Origin of the sequence: Mangrovibacter yixingensis (genome assembly GCF_020523985.1) — a bacterium.
GTDB classification, from domain to species: Bacteria; Pseudomonadota; Gammaproteobacteria; order Enterobacterales; family Enterobacteriaceae; genus Mangrovibacter; species Mangrovibacter yixingensis.
The window spans coordinates 2,147,997-2,171,111 of record NZ_JAIVKM010000001.1; the positions used below are offsets into that span (position 1 = coordinate 2,147,997).

At 48.6% G+C, this 23,115-nt stretch carries 18 protein-coding genes; all 18 read right to left on the reverse strand.

Features of this window, described 5'->3' with window-relative positions; all coding sequences use genetic code 11:
• Positions 1 to 4: 4 nt before the first annotated feature.
• Positions 5 to 1,498, reverse strand: coding sequence for a murein biosynthesis integral membrane protein MurJ (gene murJ, locus LC084_RS09945; protein WP_226570979.1), 1,494 nt, complete (start codon positions 1,496 to 1,498; stop codon positions 5 to 7).
• Positions 1,495 to 2,664, reverse strand: a complete 1,170-nt coding sequence (locus LC084_RS09950) for a glycosyltransferase (protein WP_226570980.1) — start codon at positions 2,662 to 2,664, stop codon at positions 1,495 to 1,497. The genes murJ and LC084_RS09950 overlap by 4 nt, the downstream gene beginning before the upstream one ends.
• A gap of 13 nt (positions 2,665 to 2,677) precedes the next feature.
• Positions 2,678 to 3,811 (reverse strand): glycosyltransferase, encoded by a 1,134-nt coding sequence (locus LC084_RS09955; RefSeq protein WP_226570981.1) that lies wholly within the window; start codon positions 3,809 to 3,811, stop codon positions 2,678 to 2,680.
• Complete coding sequence (locus LC084_RS09960) at positions 3,808 to 5,127, reverse strand: O-antigen ligase family protein (RefSeq protein ID WP_226570982.1); 1,320 nt, start codon at positions 5,125 to 5,127, stop codon at positions 3,808 to 3,810. Before LC084_RS09960 ends, LC084_RS09955 begins: the two co-directional genes overlap by 4 nt.
• 36 nt (positions 5,128 to 5,163) lie before the next feature.
• Positions 5,164 to 6,555, reverse strand: a complete 1,392-nt coding sequence (locus LC084_RS09965) for a phosphohexomutase domain-containing protein (protein ID WP_226570983.1) — start codon at positions 6,553 to 6,555, stop codon at positions 5,164 to 5,166.
• A complete protein-coding gene (locus LC084_RS09970) occupies positions 6,556 to 7,953 on the reverse strand; it encodes a mannose-1-phosphate guanylyltransferase/mannose-6-phosphate isomerase (RefSeq protein WP_226570984.1) in 1,398 nt (465 codons plus the stop codon). It abuts the gene before it with no gap.
• Positions 7,954 to 8,227: 274 nt separating this feature from the next.
• Positions 8,228 to 9,127, reverse strand: a complete 900-nt coding sequence (galF, locus tag LC084_RS09975) for a UTP--glucose-1-phosphate uridylyltransferase GalF (RefSeq protein WP_036115325.1) — start codon at positions 9,125 to 9,127, stop codon at positions 8,228 to 8,230.
• A 194-nt stretch (positions 9,128 to 9,321) separates the two neighbouring features.
• A complete protein-coding gene (gene wcaM, locus LC084_RS09980) occupies positions 9,322 to 10,725 on the reverse strand; it encodes a colanic acid biosynthesis protein WcaM (RefSeq protein ID WP_226570985.1) in 1,404 nt (467 codons plus the stop codon).
• A 17-nt stretch (positions 10,726 to 10,742) separates the two neighbouring features.
• Complete coding sequence (gene wcaL, locus LC084_RS09985) at positions 10,743 to 11,963, reverse strand: colanic acid biosynthesis glycosyltransferase WcaL (RefSeq protein ID WP_226570986.1); 1,221 nt, start codon at positions 11,961 to 11,963, stop codon at positions 10,743 to 10,745.
• Positions 11,964 to 11,966: 3 nt separating this feature from the next.
• The gene (gene wcaK, locus LC084_RS09990) at positions 11,967 to 13,247 is read right to left on the reverse strand and encodes a colanic acid biosynthesis pyruvyl transferase WcaK (RefSeq protein ID WP_226570987.1); all 1,281 of its coding nucleotides are present in this window, start codon (positions 13,245 to 13,247) and stop codon (positions 11,967 to 11,969) included.
• A 123-nt stretch (positions 13,248 to 13,370) separates the two neighbouring features.
• On the reverse strand, positions 13,371 to 14,849 hold the full coding sequence (locus tag LC084_RS09995; protein WP_226570988.1) for an MOP flippase family protein: 1,479 nt from the start codon (positions 14,847 to 14,849) through the stop codon (positions 13,371 to 13,373).
• Positions 14,849 to 16,243 carry an undecaprenyl-phosphate glucose phosphotransferase gene (gene wcaJ, locus LC084_RS10000; protein WP_226570989.1) on the reverse strand — a complete coding sequence of 465 codons (1,395 nt, stop codon included), beginning with the start codon at positions 16,241 to 16,243 and terminating at the stop codon, positions 14,849 to 14,851. Before wcaJ ends, LC084_RS09995 begins: the two co-directional genes overlap by 1 nt.
• Positions 16,244 to 16,404: 161 nt before the next feature.
• Positions 16,405 to 17,775, reverse strand: coding sequence for a colanic acid biosynthesis phosphomannomutase CpsG (cpsG, locus tag LC084_RS10005; RefSeq protein ID WP_226570990.1), 1,371 nt, complete (start codon positions 17,773 to 17,775; stop codon positions 16,405 to 16,407).
• A 74-nt stretch (positions 17,776 to 17,849) separates the two neighbouring features.
• Positions 17,850 to 19,295, reverse strand: a complete 1,446-nt coding sequence (gene cpsB / locus LC084_RS10010) for a mannose-1-phosphate guanyltransferase (RefSeq protein WP_226570991.1) — start codon at positions 19,293 to 19,295, stop codon at positions 17,850 to 17,852.
• Between the two features lie 3 nt (positions 19,296 to 19,298).
• Positions 19,299 to 20,525 (reverse strand): colanic acid biosynthesis fucosyltransferase WcaI, encoded by a 1,227-nt coding sequence (gene wcaI / locus LC084_RS10015; protein WP_226570992.1) that lies wholly within the window; start codon positions 20,523 to 20,525, stop codon positions 19,299 to 19,301.
• Entirely contained in the window at positions 20,522 to 21,001 is a 480-nt protein-coding gene (locus LC084_RS10020) for a GDP-mannose mannosyl hydrolase (RefSeq protein WP_226570993.1), read from the reverse strand. Before LC084_RS10020 ends, wcaI begins: the two co-directional genes overlap by 4 nt.
• Positions 21,002 to 21,003: 2 nt before the next feature.
• The gene (gene fcl / locus LC084_RS10025; protein ID WP_226570994.1) at positions 21,004 to 21,969 is read right to left on the reverse strand and encodes a GDP-L-fucose synthase; all 966 of its coding nucleotides are present in this window, start codon (positions 21,967 to 21,969) and stop codon (positions 21,004 to 21,006) included.
• A 2-nt stretch (positions 21,970 to 21,971) separates the two neighbouring features.
• The gene (gene gmd / locus LC084_RS10030) at positions 21,972 to 23,093 is read right to left on the reverse strand and encodes a GDP-mannose 4,6-dehydratase (RefSeq protein ID WP_036115066.1); all 1,122 of its coding nucleotides are present in this window, start codon (positions 23,091 to 23,093) and stop codon (positions 21,972 to 21,974) included.
• Positions 23,094 to 23,115: the final 22 nt, after the last annotated feature.

Below are 23,115 nucleotides of genomic sequence, written 5' to 3' on the forward strand. Positions count from 1 at the left end.
ATGTTTATCTTAGTCCCTTTCGAGTCATGAGTTTAATTACCCCCTGTCGATAAAATGGGAATAACATAGCCCACAAAAAAGCGAATACAAAAAACACCACACCATTAGCAAGCAACCGAAACATGGCAGAAGCAGATTCATTAAAGTAACCACCAATGAACCTATAAGCACAAAAATAAATAGCAACACCAGAAGCAACCTGTATAACTACTGGATATAAGGACCTTGCTATTTTCAAGTACCAGGCACTAACCATGAACATAACAATGCCATATATTGCATTGCCAACCCCCAAGCCAAATGCGCCCCATACTTTATATGTCAGTATATTAACCACAGCATTACTCAACAATGAAAACACCATAACAACAAGCACCTTTTTATTGTTAAGATGTGCACTTAACGCTTTTATAAATATATATCCAATAACTTGAGCCCAGAGACCAATGCTCATCCCCTGAATAATATGTGTTGTTGCCAGGACTGACTGCTCATTAAACTCTCCACGCATGAATAAAAATATAACAATATCACGCGCAGATAAGAATAAGAAAAACGACATATTAATAACTAGCAGAGCCAACCAGTAGTATATCTTTATAATTTTTTCTCTGACTTGTTCAGGCGTTTGCGATGCCCACTCAGATAAACCAGCAAAAGCAATTGGTACAGACAAAATAAAAACAACAGTATCTGTTATAAACCTGGCATAATCTAACGCTGATACAACATCGATACTAATTAGTGATGCTAGTGCACGTTCAAGAGTAATATTGCCTTGCAAAATCAAAGGTAATATTAATAATGGCCGAAGAGTAATCCAAAAATTACTCATAACAAGTTTAACTTCTTTAGTTTCCAGTTTTATGGGGAAATTTAAAATTTCACCTTTGAAAGCCCTGAACACTACCCAAAAACTGAAGAAAACATAGCTCCCAGTAAACCCCCAGGCTAAATACAAATAATTTCCAGAGTAAAATGCAGCCACTACACCCAGTACCATTCCTACATTCTGTACTGATGCCCTCATTGACATTGGTTTATAATCACCATGTGCCATTGATATGTAATTGACTAATCCAGAACATAAATAAAAAGGACAACAAATAGCCATCACTTTTAATAAACTTACTGACATTTCCCTGGCAGACTCACTAATACCAGGGGCCATGAGTTTGACCCAATATTCTGATTGAAAGTATAAAATTGAAAATATTAGTACGGATACAATAGCGAAGAATAAAAACATGCAAAATTTAAATAAAGCAGCACGTTGTTCATCCTCTGCTAAATACTTTTTATACAAGGGGATAAATGCAGAGTTCAAACTATCGCTGGTCATAAAATTAATAGGAACCAGCGTACCTGTTTGCGCTATTCTGTAGGCACCATTAATATCCCCAGTACCAAAAAATTTTGCCATCAGAATTTCACGGAGTAACCCGAGAGCTTTTGATAACATGTTACCACTAAGTATCTGACCAATTGCTTTTTTCATGATACTTTAACTTTCGTGAGTATAGAAAATAATTCTTTATATTTTCGCCCCATAACAGACAATGAGTAATTAGAATTTAAATAGTTAATTCTCGTTAAATCATTATCTCGAATTTTATTTTTCAAAACGTCAAAAACATCAGAAACAACTATACAATCATTATAATCTACAGAGTTTTTGAAATTAGAGTTAGTTATGATAGATAGACCTGAAGCCATTGCTTCCATCATATTTAAAGTCAAACCAACTTCGACTCGTGAACTGAGAAAAATAAAATAGTCAGATGCTGAAAGATACTCACAAACATCCTCCCTTTCTTTTTTGCCAATTAAAAAAACAGAATCCCTAATTTCCAATTTTTTTATGTATTCCTCAATTACATCCCGATCAGGGCCTTCACCAATGACTAGCAACAATGATTTTTTATTCTTTTCATGGTGTTTTTTAAAAAAATCGATAGCAGTTAAAATCCCCTTTTGCATATGTAGGCGTGAAACCGAAAGGAATACTTCACACTTACTATCAATTGAAAGATTACTACGCACTTTATTTCGCACTTCCACATCAAACTTAAATTTTTCGAAATCAACACCATTATTTATAAGTACACATTTATCTGAATCATAGCAATAAGATAAAATGCCTCGCTTTAGTTGATTCGAAACGAGTTCCCCGACAGCAACAATGCTGTCAAATTTATTATAGATGTATATATCTTTAGGAATCCAAATAATATTTTTAATACATCCCAATATTGATTTTATTTTTAATGAGCGAAGTTTAGAAAGGATTTCACCAAGTGAAGTACCGTGAGCCTGAAAAATAAACTTTATATTTTTATATTTTTTTTTCAGTTTAACAAGCTCGTATCCAGCTGCACTAACACTCAAAACTATATTTATATTTTTATTAGTTATTATTTTCTCTGCATATTTAACACTTTCACTCCACCATTGATGGCTATACTTACCAGCTGGAGTGCCTTTAATATATCTGAAGTCTATACTTTCGTCATAAAGCTTGTTTTCTGTATCAGTTGTCAAAACAGTTATATTGCAAGAGTGATTTCTTGCTAATTCCCTAGCCAAATCTAAAGTTATAATCTCCATACCTCCCAAAGCATGGCACGGCAACGATCTGGCCATTATTAGAATATTATGAGTCATTTTTCATTCCCTTTCACAACAATTTTGAATAAATACTTTCAAGAACTTTTGTTTGTTCTTTCATATTAAATTTTTTAGAAATATACTCTCTTGCATTGACTCCAAATAATAGATTTTTCTTCTTATTATTCATTAAGTATATAATTCGTTCGGATAATTGGTGGGAATTTCCTTCATGTACCAAAAATCCCGTTTTCCCATCGATTATGGCCTCAGGTATACCACCATGATTGGTGCCAATAACAGGCACCCCTGTTACCGCAGCTTCCAATAACACCATTCCCAGCCCTTCTGCATCGCCCGTTTTAGCCGTTAAGCTGGGTAAAACCAGCATACTTGCCTTACGCATCCATTGCATTACTTCTGGATGAGAAATAGCACCAACAAACCGAACATTGGCTTCAAGACTCAAAGCGGTCACTTGTGCTTTCAACTGAGGTAATAAAGGACCATCGCCTACAATGACCAGTTGAGCATCTTTCTCACTCTTTTTTATCTGGTGTAAAGCATTTAACAATACCGAAGTCCCTTTCTTTTCAACCAGACGAGCAACATGCAATATGATACCTGTATCTTCAGACTCATCTCTCTGCTGGTATTTATCAGTATCAATACCGATGTAATGCTGAATCAGTTTATTCTCAGGGAAACCATTTTTTAGCGCCTGCTCAGCAATAAAATTTGATACGCAAATAAACTTGTCGCCTTGCTGCTTTAACGCGTTCTGGCGGAACAGGTAATTTATCCATGCAGGTGAGCGCGAAGCAAGGAGGTCTTTTGCTGTCACAGTAACATCGAAGCCATGCAGCGTTGTAATCAATGGTACTTTTACACGTTTTGCTAAAGCAAGCGCATACACACCATCAATAGCAAAATGCGCATGGATCAGATCTAACGCAGGAGAATTTTTTAGTGGAGTATCATATGGTGCAGCTGATGTCGTTAGCGCATTATACGCTTCTGAAATGCGTTCAGTCACAGAGCCATTACGATTAATAACATAATTCGGCGTCCCGTTAACCGGCGAACCAATGATCTTCCGACCAATATAGCACTTGTTATAAGCCTGAATTGGCTCAGCCTGTTGTTGTATAAAAACTTCAGATCCCTTGAATAACTGATTACGGAATATACCTACTGTTTTCATTTTATTTCCTTATCGTACTTCCGTATTGTTGTATTACCCGCTATGCCCAAACCAAGCATGACAGCTAAAGCGATCATTTGATGTTGTTCGCCAATCAACCCAAAGTTTTCACCGAAACCATGAGCAAACTGCCACAACAGCACCATAAGAAGTGTATAGCCTATATTTTTTTGCTCTTCATTAGTTACGCTTGAAATAGCTCGCAAAGCGACTTTTACGCAAGCCAGCATAAATGCAGCCCCCATAAGTGATGCAAACACACCGGATTTGGACCATAAGTAAATCAGTGTGTTATGAGGGGGGAGAAAATAGTCAGTGTGCTTACTGTAATCAGCTTCCCAGCCACCAAACCCTTGCCCCATAATAGGGTTTTTAATAAATTCCCCCAAGGCATAGCTCCATATCTGATAACGTGTTTCAGCAGTTTCTGTTGATTGGTGTAGAAAACCATGTTGTTCGGTAAAACCAGTAACAACCGCCACCATAATGAGTAATAAAACAAAACTCCCACCAGCCAAAGTAACGACTAATCTACTGTTTTTATTTAGCTTTAAGTAAAAAATAAAAAGTGGTATTAATACAGCAAATAAAACACCTGCTTTTGATCCAGTAAAGAAGACCGTAACCCACAAAAAGAGTGCCATTAACAGTGAAATTTTCGATTTATGGACTTTAAAAATACCCCATGCCATAAATGCACAGACACCGACATAGCAGGCTGCTGCATTAGCATTAACAAATAGTACCCCACCCGCTTTCACGGGATCGTAGAAGTTATTCCTGACACCATTTAACAGACCACTAAGAACATTTGGTCCCATTAGGTAATTACTGATGGGTGAAAGCACTATTGATAATTCCAACTGCTCATCAAGCCTGAATATTATTATTGTCACAGCCTGAAGACATACAGCAAACAACATTATATTGATGACTTTATACAAAGAATTTTTATTATAAATAGCAAGATAATACACAGCACTACTAATAACTATAAACTCAATGTAATATGCAATATCCCTTATTCCCATGGATTTTTCTACGGACCAATACAAGCTAACTATACTAATACCAATTAATAATATTAATGATATGCTCGTTGGTTTCGCCAGGAAGACATTAGCACTTTTAAAAAACTCTGGTAGTATGAGCGCAGGAAGAAGGAATGCAAGTGGAACATCTGACCCACCCACTTGTACCAAATACAACTGGGGAACTGTACAAACCAGCACCAATAGCAACCGATGCTGTAAAGGTAATGCAAGGCACAAGAAAAAAAGAATTGCGCCTAATATCCCTAATAAGACTTCAATCATTTATATTTACCTGTGGGGTTTCACTAGCTAAATTCATTAGCTATTAATTAACAGAAGCAATTCATCCCGCTTGCTCTCCATCAACGCATAATCACCTTTTGTCTCAACATTAAGACGAAGTAAAGGTTCAGTATTGGATGTCCGCAGGTTAAAACGCCATTGCTCAAATGTGAGGCTCAACCCATCGGTGTAATCAACTGAAACGGCATGGGGTAAATACTGCTGTTCAATTTTGGCAATCAACTGTACTGCATTGGTTACCTTACGATTGATTTCACCAGAAACAGGGAATTTCTCAATTCGCGCTTTCACCAAATCGCCCAGCGTTTTCCCGGTTGTCATGAGTAATTCAGCAACCAGCATCCAGGGAATCATGCCACTATCGCAGTAAGCAAAATCACGGAAATAGTGATGGGCGCTCATTTCTCCGCCGTAAATCGCATTTTCTTTGCGCATTCTCTCTTTGATGAAAGCATGCCCCGTTTTCGACATAACGGGAACGCCACCACTCTCTGTAACTATATCAATGGTATTCCACACCAGGCGGGGATCATGAATAACCTTCTCGCCTTTTTGTTTACGCAGAAAGGCTTCAGCTAATAAACCAACAATATAATACCCTTCAACGAAATTGGCGTTTTCATCAAATAAAAAGCAGCGGTCAAAGTCGCCGTCAAAGGCAATCCCCATATCTGCGTTGTTGGCTAATACAGCGTTCGCAGTATCTTGCCGAGATTCTGGCAACAGTGGGTTAGGAATACCATGTGGGAAAGAACCATCTGGGTTATTGTGAATTTTAATCAATTGCACTGGCAGTTTTGCATCAGAAAAACGTTTTTCCAGCTCATCAACTACATGTCCGGCAGCGCCATTACCAGAGTTGATAACAAGTTTTAGGGGTTTATGCCTGAAGTTATCAAGGTTCACATACCCCAGTAGGTGATCCACATAATCATTCAGCAGATCAATTTTTGTATACTGCCCGGGTTTGATACTCGCATCAGTAGGGAAGTTATTCTCTTGTGCAAGGCGTTGAATTTCATGCAGCCCCGTATCACCACTGATCGGTTGGGCACCCTGGCGAACCAATTTCATCCCATTGTAGTTAATAGGATTGTGGCTCGCCGTTACTTCAATACCGCCATCCATTTCCAGGTGAAAGGTTGCAAAATAGATTTCTTCAGTGCCCGATAAACCGATATCGAAGACATCACAACCCGCATCCATCAGGCCCCGGGCAAGTGCCATTTTTAGAGCCTCACTGGTTTCGCGTACATCGCCCCCCAACACGACCTTTTTCGGTTTCAGGCATTGCGCGTAAGCACGGCCGATGCGCCATGCTATATCTTCATTAAGCTCAGTACCTAATTTCCCACGGATATCATAGGCTTTAAAACAGGTTAATTTTTGTTCTTTTTTGTTGTCCATTTACTGAATCCTTTGAACATCATCTTCACCTAAATAACTACCAAACTGGATTTCTAAAACTTCCAGGTCAATTTTCCCGGGATTTGAGAGCTTATGTTTCTTACCTACGGGAATAGTCGTTGATTCATTCTCTGTAAGGAAAAATGCATTGTTATCTACCTGAATAGAAGCAGTGCCTGCCAGCACGACCCAATGCTCAAGCCTGTGGTGATGTAACTGTAGGGAAAGTTCTCCGCCGGGAATAATTGTGATGCGATTGACCTTATAACGTGTATTCATCACCAGGGTTTCAACATGCCCCCATGGTAAATACCGTGTAGGGTGTTCCCGGAATTCGCTGCGCGACTGCGATTTAAGGTATTCAACAACCACTTTTACGTCCTGAACACTGTCTTTATTAGAGACAAGCAATGCGTCTTTCGTGTTCACTATCACCAAATCGCTGACACCCAATGTCGCCGTTAATTTGTCCTCACTGCGGATATAACAATCACGCGTATTGTGGGCAAATACATCCCCGGTAAGTGCGTTCCCATTATTATCGTGATCAGAGGTTTCCCACAGTGCGGACCATGAGCCTACATCATTCCAGCCAGCATCCATGGCAGCAACAATACCTGCCTGAGTATGTTCCATCACTGCATAATCGATAGAATTAGATGGGCATTTTGAAAATACGTCTTTATTGAGTTTGATAAAGTCTAAATCGCTGACAGGTTGCATCATTGCGCTTCGGCAAGCGTCCAGGATTTCCGGACAATATGCACTTACTTCTTTGAGATAGACTGAAGCCCGGAACATGAACATTCCGCTATTCCACAAGTATTCACCACTATCAAGGTATGCCTGTGCAGTAGCTAAATCTGGTTTTTCAACAAAGCGTTTGATTTTCCAGGCTGTTGATTCCCCTACTTGCTGCATATCTCCGCGCTGGATATAGCCATAGCCGGTTTCTGGCTGCCCCGGAACAATACCAAACGTAACCAGTTTTTCTTGCTCAGCAAACGGAATGGAATCACGAATAACAGAATGAAAAGTAGCTTCATCCGCAATCAAATGATCGGCTGCCAGTACCAGAAGAATGGGATCATCACCCGTGCGTATAGCATGTAATGCAGCAAGGGTAATTGCAGGAGCCGTGTTACGACCAACAGGCTCAAGAATAATATTACCAGCCAGCTTATTCAGTTGCCTGAGTTGTTCAGCGACCAGGAACCGGTGATCTTCATTACAGATAACAATAGGATCCTCTACGGCTAACCCCTCAAGGCGGGAAATCGTGTTCTGTAACATCGATCCCCCCTGGTGAAATGACAGAAATTGCTTGGGCTGCAATTCTCGGGACATCGGCCATAACCGACTTCCTGTTCCCCCTGCCATGACAACTGGAAGTAACATCCTTCTTCTCCTGCTTTCTTCAATCAAGACTGGCTTGTGTGTAAAAAAGGCACGCTACCGCCCCTGGCTTACGCTACCAGAAGCAACAGGCGCAAATTGGCAGCGTAACCACAGCTTCCATTCAAGTTGAGGTCACGCCATGTAGATTAGGGCATAAAGCAGAGTCCGTCCTGGAGTCTGAAGATAAATTTTCTTGGTGTTATATAAGAGAAAAAGACCACCCTGAAAGCATCAAGGTAGTCTCTTCAATTTACTGCATCAGTTGAGCTGGCAATCAGCCATTCGCTTCCAGCATCTTCTCAATGCTCTTACGGAACTTCTGCCCTTCTTTCAGGTTACGCAGGCCGTAGTTCACAAACGCCTGCATGTAACCCATTTTCTTGCCGCAGTCGTAGCTTTCGCCTGTCATCAGGGTGGCTTCAACTGGCTGGGTTTGGTTCAGTTCGGCAATAGCGTCGGTAAGCTGGATACGGCCCCAGGCACCGGGTTGAGTGCGGGCCAGAATCGGCCAGATATCTGCAGAGAGCACATAACGGCCAACGGCCATCAGGTCTGATTCCATTACCTGGGGTTCGTCTGGCTTCTCGATAAAGTCCACAATACGGCTAACTTTACCTTCGTTTTCCAGCGGCTCTTCGGTTTTGATAATGGAGTATTGCGATAAATCGCCGTCCATACGTTTCGCCAGCACCTGGCTGCGGCCGTGCTCATTAAAGCGGGCAATCATGGCAGCAAGGTTATAGCGCAATGGGTCCGCACTGGCGTTGTCAATCACAACATCTGGCAGAACCACAACAAACGGGTTGTCCCCAATGGTTGGGTGCGCACACATAATAGAGTGGCCCAAACCAAGCGGTTGAGCCTGGCGTACGTTCATAATTGTTACGCCTGGCGGGCAAATGGACTGAACTTCAGCAAGGAGCTGGCGTTTTACACGCTGTTCCAGCAGGGCTTCAAGCTCATAGGAAGTATCGAAGTGGTTTTCTACGGCATTCTTTGATGAATGGGTAACCAGAACAATCTCTTTGATCCCTGCGGCCACAATTTCATCGACAATGTACTGAATCATGGGTTTGTCGACGATGGGTAGCATTTCTTTAGGAATCGCCTTGGTGGCTGGCAGCATTGCCATTCCCAAACCGGCTACCGGAATAACGGCCTTCAAATTACTCATGTTCACTCCCACCTCATCTGGTTGAGGAATTATAGTCCTTTGGCACTCTCGCGCCAGCACGTTTTGTTAACAGTGCCTGGCTCGCCATCTTAGCGCCCGGCACCATCGAAATAAATTGAAAATTTTGCTTTTCGGCATTATCCGTACAGGGCATAACCAGTTGTCAGGTTATGTCTACAAAACAACCACAACGGTTACACTCCATGACGTGGCAGCGCAAAATTCAGCTGTTTCGTGTTCACATGTATCTGGTCGATACGGTCTATATCCACCGAAGCGGTGCCATGCGTATCCACCGCATGCACGTTCGCCATAGATAACAGCGTGTCTTCCCGCGCCGAAAAGTGCCCGCGCACATCTTTACGTAAATCGAAATGCAATTTTAATGCCGGGCCGTCGGCACGGTCGCGCACCACATTAATATTGCGTAAAAACAGGTGTTGCGGTTTGTTATGCAATTCAATCCCGGCCTGCTGAATATTCAGGTTGGTGATCGCCACAAACGAAGTATCGTTGCCGGAAGAAATTTGTATGCCGCGCAGCGGAATTTTTGCCTGGCGGTTATCCAGCCGCACATCATTCAGTTTGAAATTCTGTGGAATAGATAAATACTTGCCGTGCACAGTACCGTAACCAATCAGCATACCTGCGCTATTCACCATATCTATGTTATCTATCACAAAATCATCACAACCATAAATAGCGACGGTGGCGTTATCAATCCCTGCTTTGCGGCTGAACAACGGGCTGATGTTGCGCGCTTTTACATTGCGAATCACGAAGTGTTTGCCGTTTTCCACATGCACTAACTGGCGGCAGTTGCTGCCGGTAATATTGGCAACCACAAAACGTTTTACTGTCTGGCTTTCCGGGTAGTTGTTGTCGTAGGTACTGCCCGCCAGCCCAATCCCTATCCCCCAGTTAATTTGACCATTGGTGCAATTAATATTGTCGATAACATGGTCGGAAATCAGAATATCGCTGTCGTTTATGGCGACATTCCATTCCACGGCATCGCCCTGCAAATCGTTAAAACGGCAGTTGGTAATGCGCACGCCGGTCAGCTGGTTATGGAACCCCTGGCGCAGAATGGCGTAATTGGCGTGGTGCACGTGCAGGTTATCAATGGTGAGGTCACTCATCTTGCCGGGGTTACGCCCGCCAATATAAATCTGCATTACCGGGCCGAAGCCCGTCATTTCCAGGCCGGTGATTTTGTTACCGGAGCCACGCACATCGAGAATAATATTGTGCAAATGGCCGCCGTTTTGCCCCGTTATATGGCAGCCATCCTGCAACACGAACCGGCCCTTGCCATTACCTTTAATTTCACCGCTCACCCGTAACGTTTTATGCGGGGGAATAAATACTGCGCTGTTAAAGTCGTCGCAGCTAAGCCCGGCAGGCACTTCCACCACGTCAGCCGCCGCGAAAGCCTGCTTAAAGGCCTCTGGCCAGTTGCTTTGGTAGAAAGTTTTGACATTAACAGCAGAAGAGCCCGCGGCGCGGGCATAGCGGGAAAGTAACGGTAAGGAAGCCAGTGCAGCGCCAGTCTGGATTAACCGGCGGCGGGAAAGCGTTGATTTAAATACAGGCATAAATCCTCAGTTTCGGTTTACAGCGTTTGCAGCAGGTCGGCGAGCTGGCGGTAAATACGCTGCTGGTTAAACTCCCCTTCCACTTTGGCACGGGCGCGGGCCAGTACCGGCCCCAATTCGGCTTCACCCACATGGGCAAAGGCCTGTAGCCTGTCGGCCAGGGCTTCGGCGTCGTGCTCCGGCACCAGCCAGCCAGATTCCCCCGATTCAATCAGCTCAGGAATACCGCTGTGCAAAGTAGAAACAACCGGGATCCCCACGGCCATGGCTTCCATTAATGCCACCGGGATCCCTTCCATGTCGCCATCCGCGCCTGTCACGGAAGGCAATAAAAACAAGTCTGCTTCATCCAGCATGGCTTTTACTTCATGGCTGGGTTTAAACCCCGGCATAAAGACCTGGTCGTCCAGCTGGAATTGTTCAATCAGGGTTTTCAGGCGGCGTTCCCAGGGGCCAATACCCAAAATATGGTAGCGAAACGGTACACCGCGCGCTTTCAGAATGCGGCAGGCTTCAATAGCAACGTGCAACCCTTTTTTCTCGGTAAGCCGGGCTACAGAAACAATAGATAATGGCGTGCCAGGCACTTTCAGCGGGCGACGGGAGAATTTCTCCATATCCACGCCCATGCGGGACACCGTGATTTTATCTGGCGGGCAACCCATGTCTTTCAGGCGGCTGGCCCACAGTTCACTAATAGGCAGCATCATGTCGCCACGGTTAAACAATTGCTGGTATTCCGGGGTGTAATGCTGCAGCACCTCACGGTGGGAAATGTCTATACCATGGAAAACGGTGGCGATTTTGCCGCGCAGCACACCCAGTTCACGCAACTTGGCCGCACTCACGCCCGCCGGGCCAAAGTGGGCGATAAACACATCCGCCTTGATGGGTTCAGGCAAGCCACCGCAAATTGCCGACAGAATCAGGTTGCGGGCTTCGTTGCCGTAGCGCTTCATGTTCAGCGCCCGCCAGGTGCTGGCTCGCCCCAGGCCTTTCAGCGTTTGCGACAACCGGTAACGCATTTTGGCACCGCGCCCTTCGGGTTCATCCAACAGGTAGTGGGTTTTCGCCGCCAGGTTGTACTGGGTGTAAGCAGCATGGGTGTTTTTGGTGTCTCCCTTCGCCAGGGAGACAATTTCCACTTCGTAGCCCATTTCAATAAAAGCGACGATTTGGTTAAGTACAAAAGTTTCCGAAGCAAGGGGAAACTTCAGCAGAAAGAAGCAAACTTTCATGGCTTATTTGGCCTCCAACACCCTGTCAATTACACTTTTCACCATTGCCAAACCCTTGGCTCGCTCGGCATCCACCGCGGGTTTTAGCCGGTCATTAAGGCTGTCGAGCTGGCCCAGAGTATCGGCTACTAACCCGGCCAGTGAGCCATCCAGCAACTGGCGAATGTCAATAGCCATTTCCGGCAGGCCTAATTGCTGCATAATGCCGGCGGATTTGTGTTCGTAGTTGATGGCGATAGCTGGTGTGCCAAAGTTCATGGAGATAATGGCAGAGTGCAGGCGCGTGCCCACAGTTAGTGAACAGGCAGCAAGAATTTTGCCCATTTCCAGGTCGTTCAGTTCATCCATTACCACATGGTAGTTTTCTGGCTGGTTGATATAAGCCGCCAGTTTCAGTGCCACCATGCGATCATCTTTGTTATAGCTGTCTATGCCAGTACAGGTGGATAACGCGACGACCTGGTAGCCCTGGTCAATAATGCGGTTCACTACCGTGGCGAATGCCTGCTCATAGGCTTGCTGGGTGGTGCCCAGGCGCTTGTCGAACGGAGCCAGTTCACGCAGGGTAACGGCTACCGTCGGTTTTTTGGCAATGGTGTCCAGCCAGTGCTGCACTGCGTAGCTCGGTACAAAGCTCGCTACCTGGTGGTCTACCAGCCAGGCGGTATCTACACCGGCTTCCACTTTGCGGGTATCGATATTGCTTTTTTTCATCAAGTCCAGGCTCACGGATTCACGCAATATCAGCGCATCGCAGTGGCCGAACACATAGCTTGCCAGTTGGTTAAACTGCGGGTCCTGGAACGGGCCAACACTGTGCCCAATCATATACACCGGTTTTTTCGCCATCAGGCTGCACAGCGCGTGTTCAAACTGAGGTACACCGTAAAGGTCGACAAAGAAAGAGCCACCAACCTGAATAATCGCGTCGTACTCTTTAAGTGCACCCACAAAATCGGTAAACCCGCGGGGCAGCGTGATGTTGCGCATACGCCCGGTATTGGTCACTTTTGCCAGTAACACCTGGTGCTGGTAGCGGCGGCGTAATACTTTTTTCACCCGCCCCACCAGGCCGCTGGCGCTCAGGTGCTGTTTCATCTGTTTATACAGTGGGTCGCCCATTACTGGCCTGTCCAGCAACCATGCAGAACTGACAGGGTAACGGCTCATGACATCCACATCGGTCTGGGGCGCAAGTGTTGCAATTGCATCAATCAGGCCACGTAAAATGGCGCTGTCGCCACGGTTACCGCAGGTGTGGTTGCCAAGAATCAGTAATTTCATACAGACCTCTTAATGGGGTTCTTCCGTTCAGCATCGGGGTGTCCTCACCCCGCCCGAAAGCCGGGAACATGCCTAAAGTAAAAAATCAGGGAAATTCAGCCAGGTGAGCAGTGGTCCTGCTCATCACTGTGCCCGCAATAATGTTTTCAGGCGTTCGGTGCGGCAAAACTGCCGTTTTAGCTCAACCACCAGTGGGTTGCGCGAAATCACCAGTGTGGCGATAAACGCCAGTACACCCGCCGCAACCTGCGTGCTGAACACCAGTCCCAGCGCAGCATGGCCGTGCATTGCCAGCCCCAGTGCGTAGCTCACTACAATGGTGGGCAAAGACAGGTAGAACGGCAGCCAGATACTCAAGGCATACTCTTTGTAGCTGGAGCCCAACACCGGTTTAATCATCACGAAATAGCTAAGAACGGTGTTGATGATTTGCACCAGTAAGAAGCCCAGAGTAACCCCCAATGCGCCACCCAGCAGGCCACCGGCGATAATGGCCGGAATAAACAGAAAAGTTTTGAATACGTTGAATTTAAAGCTGATATCCACGCGGGCTTTCGCCATCAGCAAGGAGCCGATAGGGTTACCAATCGCCCGCAACAGACCCACAATGCACAGCAGTTGCAAAATGGGGGTAATGAACGCCCATTTTTCACCGAACACCAGCGGTACAAAAGTGCCGGATACCACCATCAGCCCCAGCAGTGCCGGGAAGTTAATAATCCCCACGACCGAAAGCAGCTTGTAGAAATTGACCCGCAGTTTTTCCGTGTCGTCCTGGATTTTGGCAAATGCCGGGAACAGCACACGGGTAATAATGGGGTTCAGTTTCATGGGCGGCACAACCGCCACGTTGTACGCCAGGTTGTAGCCCCCGGCCACGCTGGCTCCCAGAATACGCGCCAGCACCAGGGTGGAAAGGTTGGTGTTCAGGTAGTTGATAACACTGTCTGCTGTGAGCCAGGCGCCAAACTTAATATTTGCCGAAACCGATTTCAGGGAAAACATCAGCCCTGGGCGGTAAATTTTGCGCCCCAAAATACCAAACAGTGTGGTGCGCACCGTGGTGTTTACCAGGTAGCCCCAAATGGCGGTCATCGCCACCGGCCAGTAATGGGCACTCACCACGGTGAAGGTAAACCCGGAAAGTACCGAGAAAGATTCCACCGCGCCAATCTTGCTGAACTCCAGTTCTTTTTGCATCAACGCACGGAACTGCTGGCCATGAGGGATTATTACAAAGGCGACTGACAAGGTCTGAATCAAGGGAGCAAGGTCTGGGTTATGCAACACCCCGGCAATCACGTGGCTGAGTGAAAACACGGCCACGCACACCACAATACCAATGCTCACATTCAGCCAGTAGAGTGTGGTTAACTCTAGTTGGCTTATCTCTTTGCGCTGAATAATTGAGTTGGCGATACCAAAATCCGAGAGCGTATCCGCCAGGGCGATAATCACCAGGGAAATGGTCAGCAAACCAAACTGGTGGTTATCAATTATCCGCGCCAGAACGGTCATCTGAATCAGCCCCAGGCTGATGATAGTCAGCGTGGAGATAGCGGACCATTTGGCTCCGCTAATGGTTCTCTCTCTCAGGCTCATTAGTAGGCCGCCTTATTCACAAAGCCCTTGAACACAGTAAGAAAAACAATTTTGATGTCCAGCCAGAGGCTCCACTCGCGGATATACTCCAGGTCGAACTCAATACGTTTTTCCATTTTTTCCAGGGTGTCGGTTTCCCCACGCCAGCCATTAATTTGCGCCCAGCCAGTAATGCCAGGTTTCACTTTATGGCGCAGCATGTAGCCTTCAATCAGGCTGCGGTACTGTTCGTTGTGTGCCACCGCATGGGGGCGCGGGCCAACAATCGACATGCCGCCGGTCAGCACGTTAATAAACTGCGGCAGTTCGTCCAGTGAGGTACGTCGCAGGAAGCTGCCCACACGGGTTACACGCGGGTCGCTGCGGGTAGCCTGGGTCACCACACTGTCGTTTTCCATAACGCGCATGGAGCGGAATTTCCACACTTTGATAGGTTTGCCATCCATGCCGTAACGTGTCTGGCGGAAAATAATCGGCCCCGGTGAACTCAGTTTCACCGCGGCTGCAATGCAGCACAGCACGGGCGAAATCAGCAGCAATATAAAGGCCGACAGGCAGATATCTTCGATACGTTTAATCACACTGTTTACGCCATTGAGCGGGGTATCAAATACCGACACTACCGGCACGCCGTTTACGTCAATGGTGCGTGAATGCAGGATGTTAAACGTGAACACATCCGGGATAACCATAACGGAACAGGTGGTGTCTGCCAGTTGGTGAACCAGCTCTTTGAGTTGCACTTCATCTTTCATTGCCATGGCAATGTAGACGTTGTGAATTTTGCCTGCTTTGGCGTCTTCCACCAGTTGGTCGAGTGTTCCTGCCCAGCGGTCAGGCACCCCGCCCGGCTCCGGGTCGTGGTAAACGCCTACCACATCAAACCCCATCCAGGGTTCGTTGCAGAAGGTTTCCACCAGTGACAACCCGGCAGGCATTGCGCCTGCGACTGCCACTCGGCGGGTGATGTACCCACGGTTACGCAGGAAGCCGGCACCATAGCGAATGGCGGCCCGGCAAATAACCAGCCCCATCCCGCCCAGCACATACCAGCATAAATACAGCCGGAAGGTGCCGCCAAAGTCGTTACTGAATGCCAGTAAACCGGCACTGAAAATAATGCTGAGAGTCCAGTTCTGTAATAGCAGCCCGATTTCGGTGCCAAACCGCACACCGCGCCAGGAGCGGTAAAAGTCGGTAATACCCCCAATCATTTGGAAAACGACCAGGGTAACCAGAGCCATCAGCAAGTGCATATAAAAGAAAGGCAGCGCAAAAAGTTTGCAGATAACCCATAAGCCAACAAACATGATGGTGATATCTGAAAAACGCTGCACCATAGAGATCAACGATGCGTTCGTTTTTATACGGTCGCGTTTTGTGAGACTTGTCATCGTTTTACCTGTCTGCGCCGAAGAGCGCGTTATAGCGGCAGAGTAAGTTGTTTTGTCCATCACCGATCTCCAGTTTGGTTCATCCGTTGCCCCTCAAGCCACACAGCATCCTTGCTGTGACAGGTTGAGGGAGAGGGCCTCAACCCACTCTGCCTGGCGGGTTACTGATTCAGCAGCGCCAGAATTTCCTGTGTTCGTGCTTCCATAAGTGCGGTATCCCCACGGGATTCCACATTCAGGCGGACTACGGGTTCGGTATTGGAGCTACGCAGGTTGAAACGCCAGCCTCCCAGCTCCATGCTGATACCGTCGGTATGGTCTACGGCTTCTGCATGGGGCGCGAAGTGCTGTTCCACGCGGGAAATCGCAGTTACAGGCTCAGCCAGTTTGCTGTTGATTTCCCCGGAAGCCGGGAATGCTGTCATGCGGTCACGCACCATTTCGCCCAGTGATTTGCCTTTCACACTTAACAGTTCCGCCACCAGCAGCCACGGGATCATGCCGCTGTCGCAATAAGCGAAATCACGGAAATAGTGGTGGGCACTCATTTCACCGCCATAAATGGCGTCTTCCTGGCGCATGCGTTCTTTAATAAACGCGTGGCCGGTTTTGGACATCACCGGGGTGCCGCCAGCCTGGGTAACGATATCCACAGTGTTCCAGCTCAGGCGCGGGTCGTGGATGATTTTTGCACCAGGTTGTTTTTCAAGGAACGCTTCGGCCAGCAGGCCAACAATGTAATAGCCTTCAATGAACTGCCCGGTTTCGTCGAACAGGAAGCAGCGGTCGAAATCGCCATCAAAGGCGATACCCATATCCGCTCCGTGTTCAATCACCGCGTTACGGGTGTCGTCACGGCATTCCGGCAATAAGGGGTTGGGGATCCCGTTGGGGAAGTTGCCATCCGGCGTGTTGTGCACTTTGATAAAGGTCACGGGCACATTCAGTGCCTTGCAGCGTGCTTCAATGGCATCCACCACCGGGCCTGCTGCACCATTACCGGAGTTCACCACCAGTTTTAGAGGTTTGATGTTTTTCACATCAATGTAAGAGAACAGGTGGTCGAGGTAGGCATCACGGGTTGCCACCTGCTGGTAGCTGCCGCGTTTGGCCGGGTCAACCGGTGGGAAGTCGTTGGCTTCCGCCAGGCGCTGCACGTCGCGCAGGCCGGTGTCACCACTGATTGGGCGGGCACCTTCGCGCACCAGCTTCATGCCGTTATAGTCCATCGGGTTGTGGCTGGCAGTCACTTCAATGCCGCCATCCACGCCAAGGTGCCAGGTAGCAAAATAGATCTCTTCGGTGCCAGACAGGCCAATATCCAGCACATCCACGCCTGCATCTTGCAGGCCACGTGCCAGAGCCAGTTTCAGGCTTTCACTGGTAAGGCGAACATCGCCACCTACCACAATACTTTTTGGTTTGAGGTATTCGCCATAGGCCCTGCCAATACGCCAGGCAATGTCTTCATTCAGTTCATCACCCAGGCGGCCACGAATATCATAGGCTTTAAAACAGGTTAATTTGCTCATCGTTTTCCCTTCTTCAGGCAACAGTCAGCCTTCCGCAGGCGCGGCGCGCACTGCAGTTGAATAACGCTTTTTATTTAAATTCGCCCGTAACGGTCGGCTAACCGGATTACGTCGTCTTCTTCAAGGTATGCGCCGCTGCGCACTTCAATCAGATCCAGTGGTATCTTGCCGGGGTTTTCCAGGCAGTGGGTTACACCCAGCGGAATGTAAATAGATTCGTTCTCACCCAGCAGTTTTACATCTTCACCCAGTGTCACTTTGGCGGTGCCTGCCACCACAATCCAGTGCTCGGCACGGTGGTGGTGCATTTGCAAAGAGAGCCCTTCCCCAGGTTTTACGGTAATGCGTTTCACCTGGTAACGGTCACCGGCATCGATTGAGTCGTATTTGCCCCACGGGCGGTAAACTTCGCGGTGTACCCGGTGCTCCTGGCGGCCAGTCTGCTTGATTTGCTCAACGATTTTTTTCACGTTCTGCACGTGGTCGCGGTCGGCAATCAGTACCGCGTCTTTGGTTTGCACCACAACCAGGTCTTTCACCCCAACGGTGGTGACCAGGCCAGATTCGGCATACACATAGCTGTCCTGGGTTTCATGGCAGATAACATCGCCGTGGCGCACGTTGCCATCTTCCCCTTTCGGGCTGATTTCCCACAGTGAAGACCAGGAGCCGACATCACTCCAGCCTGCGTCCATTGGCACCACCACTGCATCGGCGGTTTTTTCCATTACCGCGTAGTCAATGGATTCGTCCGGGCAGGCCAGGAAGGCCTCTTCGGCGACACGGATAAAGTCCAGGTCCGGGTCAACGCCATTCATCGCCTGCTGGCAGGCATCGAGAATATCCGGGCGGAATTTGGCCAGTTCTTCCAGGTAACGGTCGGCACGGAACAGGAACATCCCGCTGTTCCAGTAATATTCGCCGGTATTCACGTAGTTTTGCGCGGTTGCCAAATTCGGTTTTTCAACAAACTGCGCTACGTTAAAGGCCACGGCGTCGGTCGCGTCGTTAGTCAGGTTATGCACTTCGCCACGGCGAATGTAGCCGTAACCGGTTTCCGGCTGGTCCGGCACAATGCCGAAAGTCACCAGTTTGCCTGCTTCAGCAAACGGCATGGCGGCGCGCACGGCATCACGGAATGCGTCTTCATTCTGAATAACGTGGTCTGCTGCCAGCACCAGCATCAGCGGGTTGTTATCCGGGCACTGGCGTTTGGCGGCCAGCGCTGCCAGCGCAATGGCGGGTGCGGTGTTGCGCCCGGCGGGTTCCAGAATGATGTTTTCTGTCAGCATATGCAGTTGGCGTAACTGTTCCGCGACGATAAAACGGTGTTGCTCGTTACAGATAACCACCGGGCTCTCACAAGGGATGCCATCTAAGCGGTGCAGCGTGGCCTGTAACATTGTCAGGTCCCCTTTCAGGCAGAGGAACTGTTTAGGATAAAGTACCCGGGACAGTGGCCACAGACGGCTACCGGAGCCCCCAGCCATAATGACCGGATAAAGTAATGACTGACTCATGATTTAACCCCGAATATCAGCGAGAAATTGGCTTAACACGTTCTCTTTTTCGAGCGTGCGTTCGGCATATTCACGTGCCACCGTGTTGTCCTGCGGCATGTTCAGGGCATGAATGATCCCTGCTGCCAGTGCATCGGGTGATTCTGGTTCTACACACACTGCAATCCCCGGCACACTGGAGCACAACTGGCCCAGTTCGGTCTCCGGTTCAGCGGTGATTACCGCGTTGCCGCCAACGGCGAGAATATTTGTCAGCTTGGAAGGCAGTACGGCATCCGCCGCGCCCCGACGCTGGATAACCAGGTGGCAATCTCCCATGCGCAGTAATGCAGGCAGCGCTTCATAGGGTTGCAACGGGAAAAACCGCATATTGTGCAGGCCGCGCTCCTGTGCCAGCGCTTCCAGCCGTGCTTTCCCCCCGCCCTGGCCGACAATAACGAATACCCAGGGCTCATCGGTGTAGCGCGCCGCTACATCAATCACGCTTTCCAGCCCCTGTTTTTCGCCAATATTGCCGGAGTAGAGCACCACTTTGTGCCCGTCTGGTATGCCCAGTTGTTCACGCAAATCCCGGGCAGACTGGTCATCCACCTGGCGAAAACGCGCCACTTCAGACCAGTTGGGGAAAAAGATTATCCGTGCCGGGTCCACGCCTTTTTCCCGCGCTTTATTCATCATGGAGCGAGAAATAGTGGAAACCCGGTCAACATTGAGCAGGCCGCTGCGTTCAAACAGGCTGGCGAATTTTGCCAGTTTCCCGCCTTTGCCCTTCCCTGCCATGCCAAGGCCCAGCATGGCGTCTACTTCATAATCCTGAATATGCAGAACGGTGCGTGCCCCACTGAGCTTTGCCAAAAGGCGCATGCCCGGTACACAAAACAAGGTGGGAACCACGCCAATAATGCGGTCCGGTTTCCAGCGGCGTTGAGCCATCAGCGGGAAAAACGAACTCGCTGCAAAGCTGCCCAGGTGTAACAGGCGTTTTACCGTTGACGGTTTTGCCGGAACATACAGTGGGCAACGCCATACGGTTGCGCCATTACGCTGTTCTTTATGCCAGCGCCAGGCGGAATACTCGCCCTGTACCTTCCATTGTGGGTAGTAAGGAGGTGCGGTAATTACCCGTACCTCGTGGCCCTGGCTCACCATCCAGTCCACCATTTCACCGGTGTATTTGCCAATGCCGGTCAGTTCCGGTGCATAGTTGATGCCATAGACCAGAATTTTCATAGGCCGGGCACCCCGGTATGGCGTGCCTTGTCGAAATAGGCCAGTGTGTTGCTGTGAACGTCTTCACTATTGAGGACGGCGTCTGGTTTCTGCCAGCGCCAGTCGGCATGCTGTTCGTCTGGCAAGCGCAAGTCACTGGTGTTCACTTTCAGGCGGAACCCCAGCACGATGTAATGGGTGGTAAACGCATCCCCGGCGAAGTTGTCGTCGTAAAAATGTTGCCAGACGCCATAAAACTGCCCTTGTTCCATTGGGAGCTTGCAGCCCAGTTCGCCTTCTGTCAGGCGTTCAAAAGCATTGGCCAGCGTCTCGTCTTTTTGCACCCGGCCACCTGGCACAAACCAGTACCCTTGTGCCGGGCGGTTATTACGCCGCCCTAACAGGTATTCGCCGCGCTCGTTCTCCACGACTAAATCAATGGAGATAAGCGGAGTGCTTTCCACCACTGTGGCAAACGCTTCACGACTTAAAAACATGGTTACCCCCGGAAACGGTCCTGGTGTTCAAGGAACCACGCATAGGTGCTGGCAAGGCCCGCTTCAAGGCCAATTTCGTGATACCAGCCCAGGCTATGCAGGCGGGTCACATCCAGTAATTTACGCGGGGTGCCATCCGGTTTGCTGGCATCAAAGACAATGCGGCCTTTGTAGCCCACAACACGGGCAAGGGTTTCTGCCAGTTCACGAATCGTGCAGTCCACACCGGTGCCCACGTTAATGTGCGACAGCATAGGTTCGGTATTTTCCTGCCACACTTCCGCGTCCAGTTCCATCACATGAATACTGGCGGCAGCCATGTCATCCACATGCAGGAATTCACGCATTGGGTTGCCACTGCCCCACACCGCGACTTCCGGCGCTTCCTGAACACGGGCTTCATGGAAGCGGCGCAGCAAAGCCGGAATCACATGGGAATTGCTCGGGTGGAAGTTATCGTGCGGCCCATACAAATTGGTGGGCATCACAGAGCGATAATCGCGCTGGTACTGACGGTTGTAGGATTCGCACAGTTTGATACCGGCAATTTTGGAGATCGCATAGGGCTCGTTGGTTGGTTCCAGTTGGCCCTGCAACAGCTCACTTTCTTTCATGGGCTGTTGTGCCAGTTTCGGGTAAATGCAAGACGAACCAAGAAACAGCAACTTATTTACGTTGTTCACATGTGCCGCGTGAATAATGTTGCTTTCAATCATCATGTTTTCGTAGATGAAATCAGCGGGGTAGGTATTGTTCGCCACAATCCCCCCCACTTTGGCCGCCGCCAGGTAGACCTGGTCGATGCCTTCTTCTGCAAAGAAGGCATGTACTGCAGCGGAATCGAGCAGGTTCAGCTCGTCCCGGCCACGCAGCACCAGCTCCACATCTTCACGCGGCGCGAGCTGGCGGGCGATAGCCGACCCCACCATCCCGCGGTGGCCGGCTATAAAGATACGTTTTTTTGTCATGCTCAGGACTCCAGGGCGATTGCTACTTCATAACCATGGGCTTTAAGCAGTGCATGTTTCTTCGCTGCTTCCAGGTCTTTGGCAACCATTTCTGAAACCATTTGTTGCAGGGTGGTTTCAGGTTTCCAGCCCAGAACTTCGTGTGCTTTGGTTGGGTCGCCCAGCAGGGTTTCCACTTCAGCAGGACGGAAGTAGCGCGGGTCAACAGCTACAATCACATCACCGGGTTTCACTGCCAGTGCATCGTGGCCGGTCACGGATTCAACAATGCCCTTCTCTTCCACGCCTTTGCCTTCAAAGCGCAGTTTGATACCCAGCTGTGCTGCCGCCATTTCCACAAACTGGCGTACGGAATACTGCACACCGGTGGCAATAACGAAGTCTTCTGGTTTGTCCTGCTGCAGCATCATCCACTGCATTCTCACGTAGTCACGTGCATGGCCCCAGTCACGCAGGGAGTCCATGTTCCCCAGATACAGGCATTTTTCCAGGCCCTGGGAAATGTTAGCGATAGCGCGGGTGATTTTGCGGGTTACGAAAGTTTCACCACGGCGCGGAGATTCGTGGTTAAACAGAATGCCGTTACAGGCGTACATGCCATAGGATTCACGGTAGTTTACGGTGATCCAGTATGCGTACAGTTTTGCCACTGCATAAGGGGATCGCGGGTAGAACGGAGTGGTTTCTTTCTGCGGGATTTCCTGCACCAAACCATACAGTTCAGAAGTGGATGCCTGGTAGAAACGGGTTTTCTTTTCCAGGCCCAGGAAGCGAATGGCTTCCAGCAGGCGCAGGGTGCCCATGCCGTCTACGTCAGCGGTATATTCAGGGGATTCAAAAGACACGGCTACGTGGCTCATTGCTCCCAGGTTGTACACTTCGTCCGGGCGAACTTCAGAGAGGATACGCGTCAGGTTGGAGGTATCCGTCAAATCACCGTAATGCAGGTGGAATTTCGGGTTGGTCGTGTGCGGATCCTGGTAGATGTGGTCTACGCGCTCGGTATTAAACGAGGAAGCACGGCGCTTGATACCATGTACTTCATACCCTTTGTCCAACAGGAATTCAGCCAGATAAGAGCCGTCCTGTCCGGTTACGCCGGTAATAAGAGCTACTTTACTCATATTTATTTTCCTCTGTGAATAA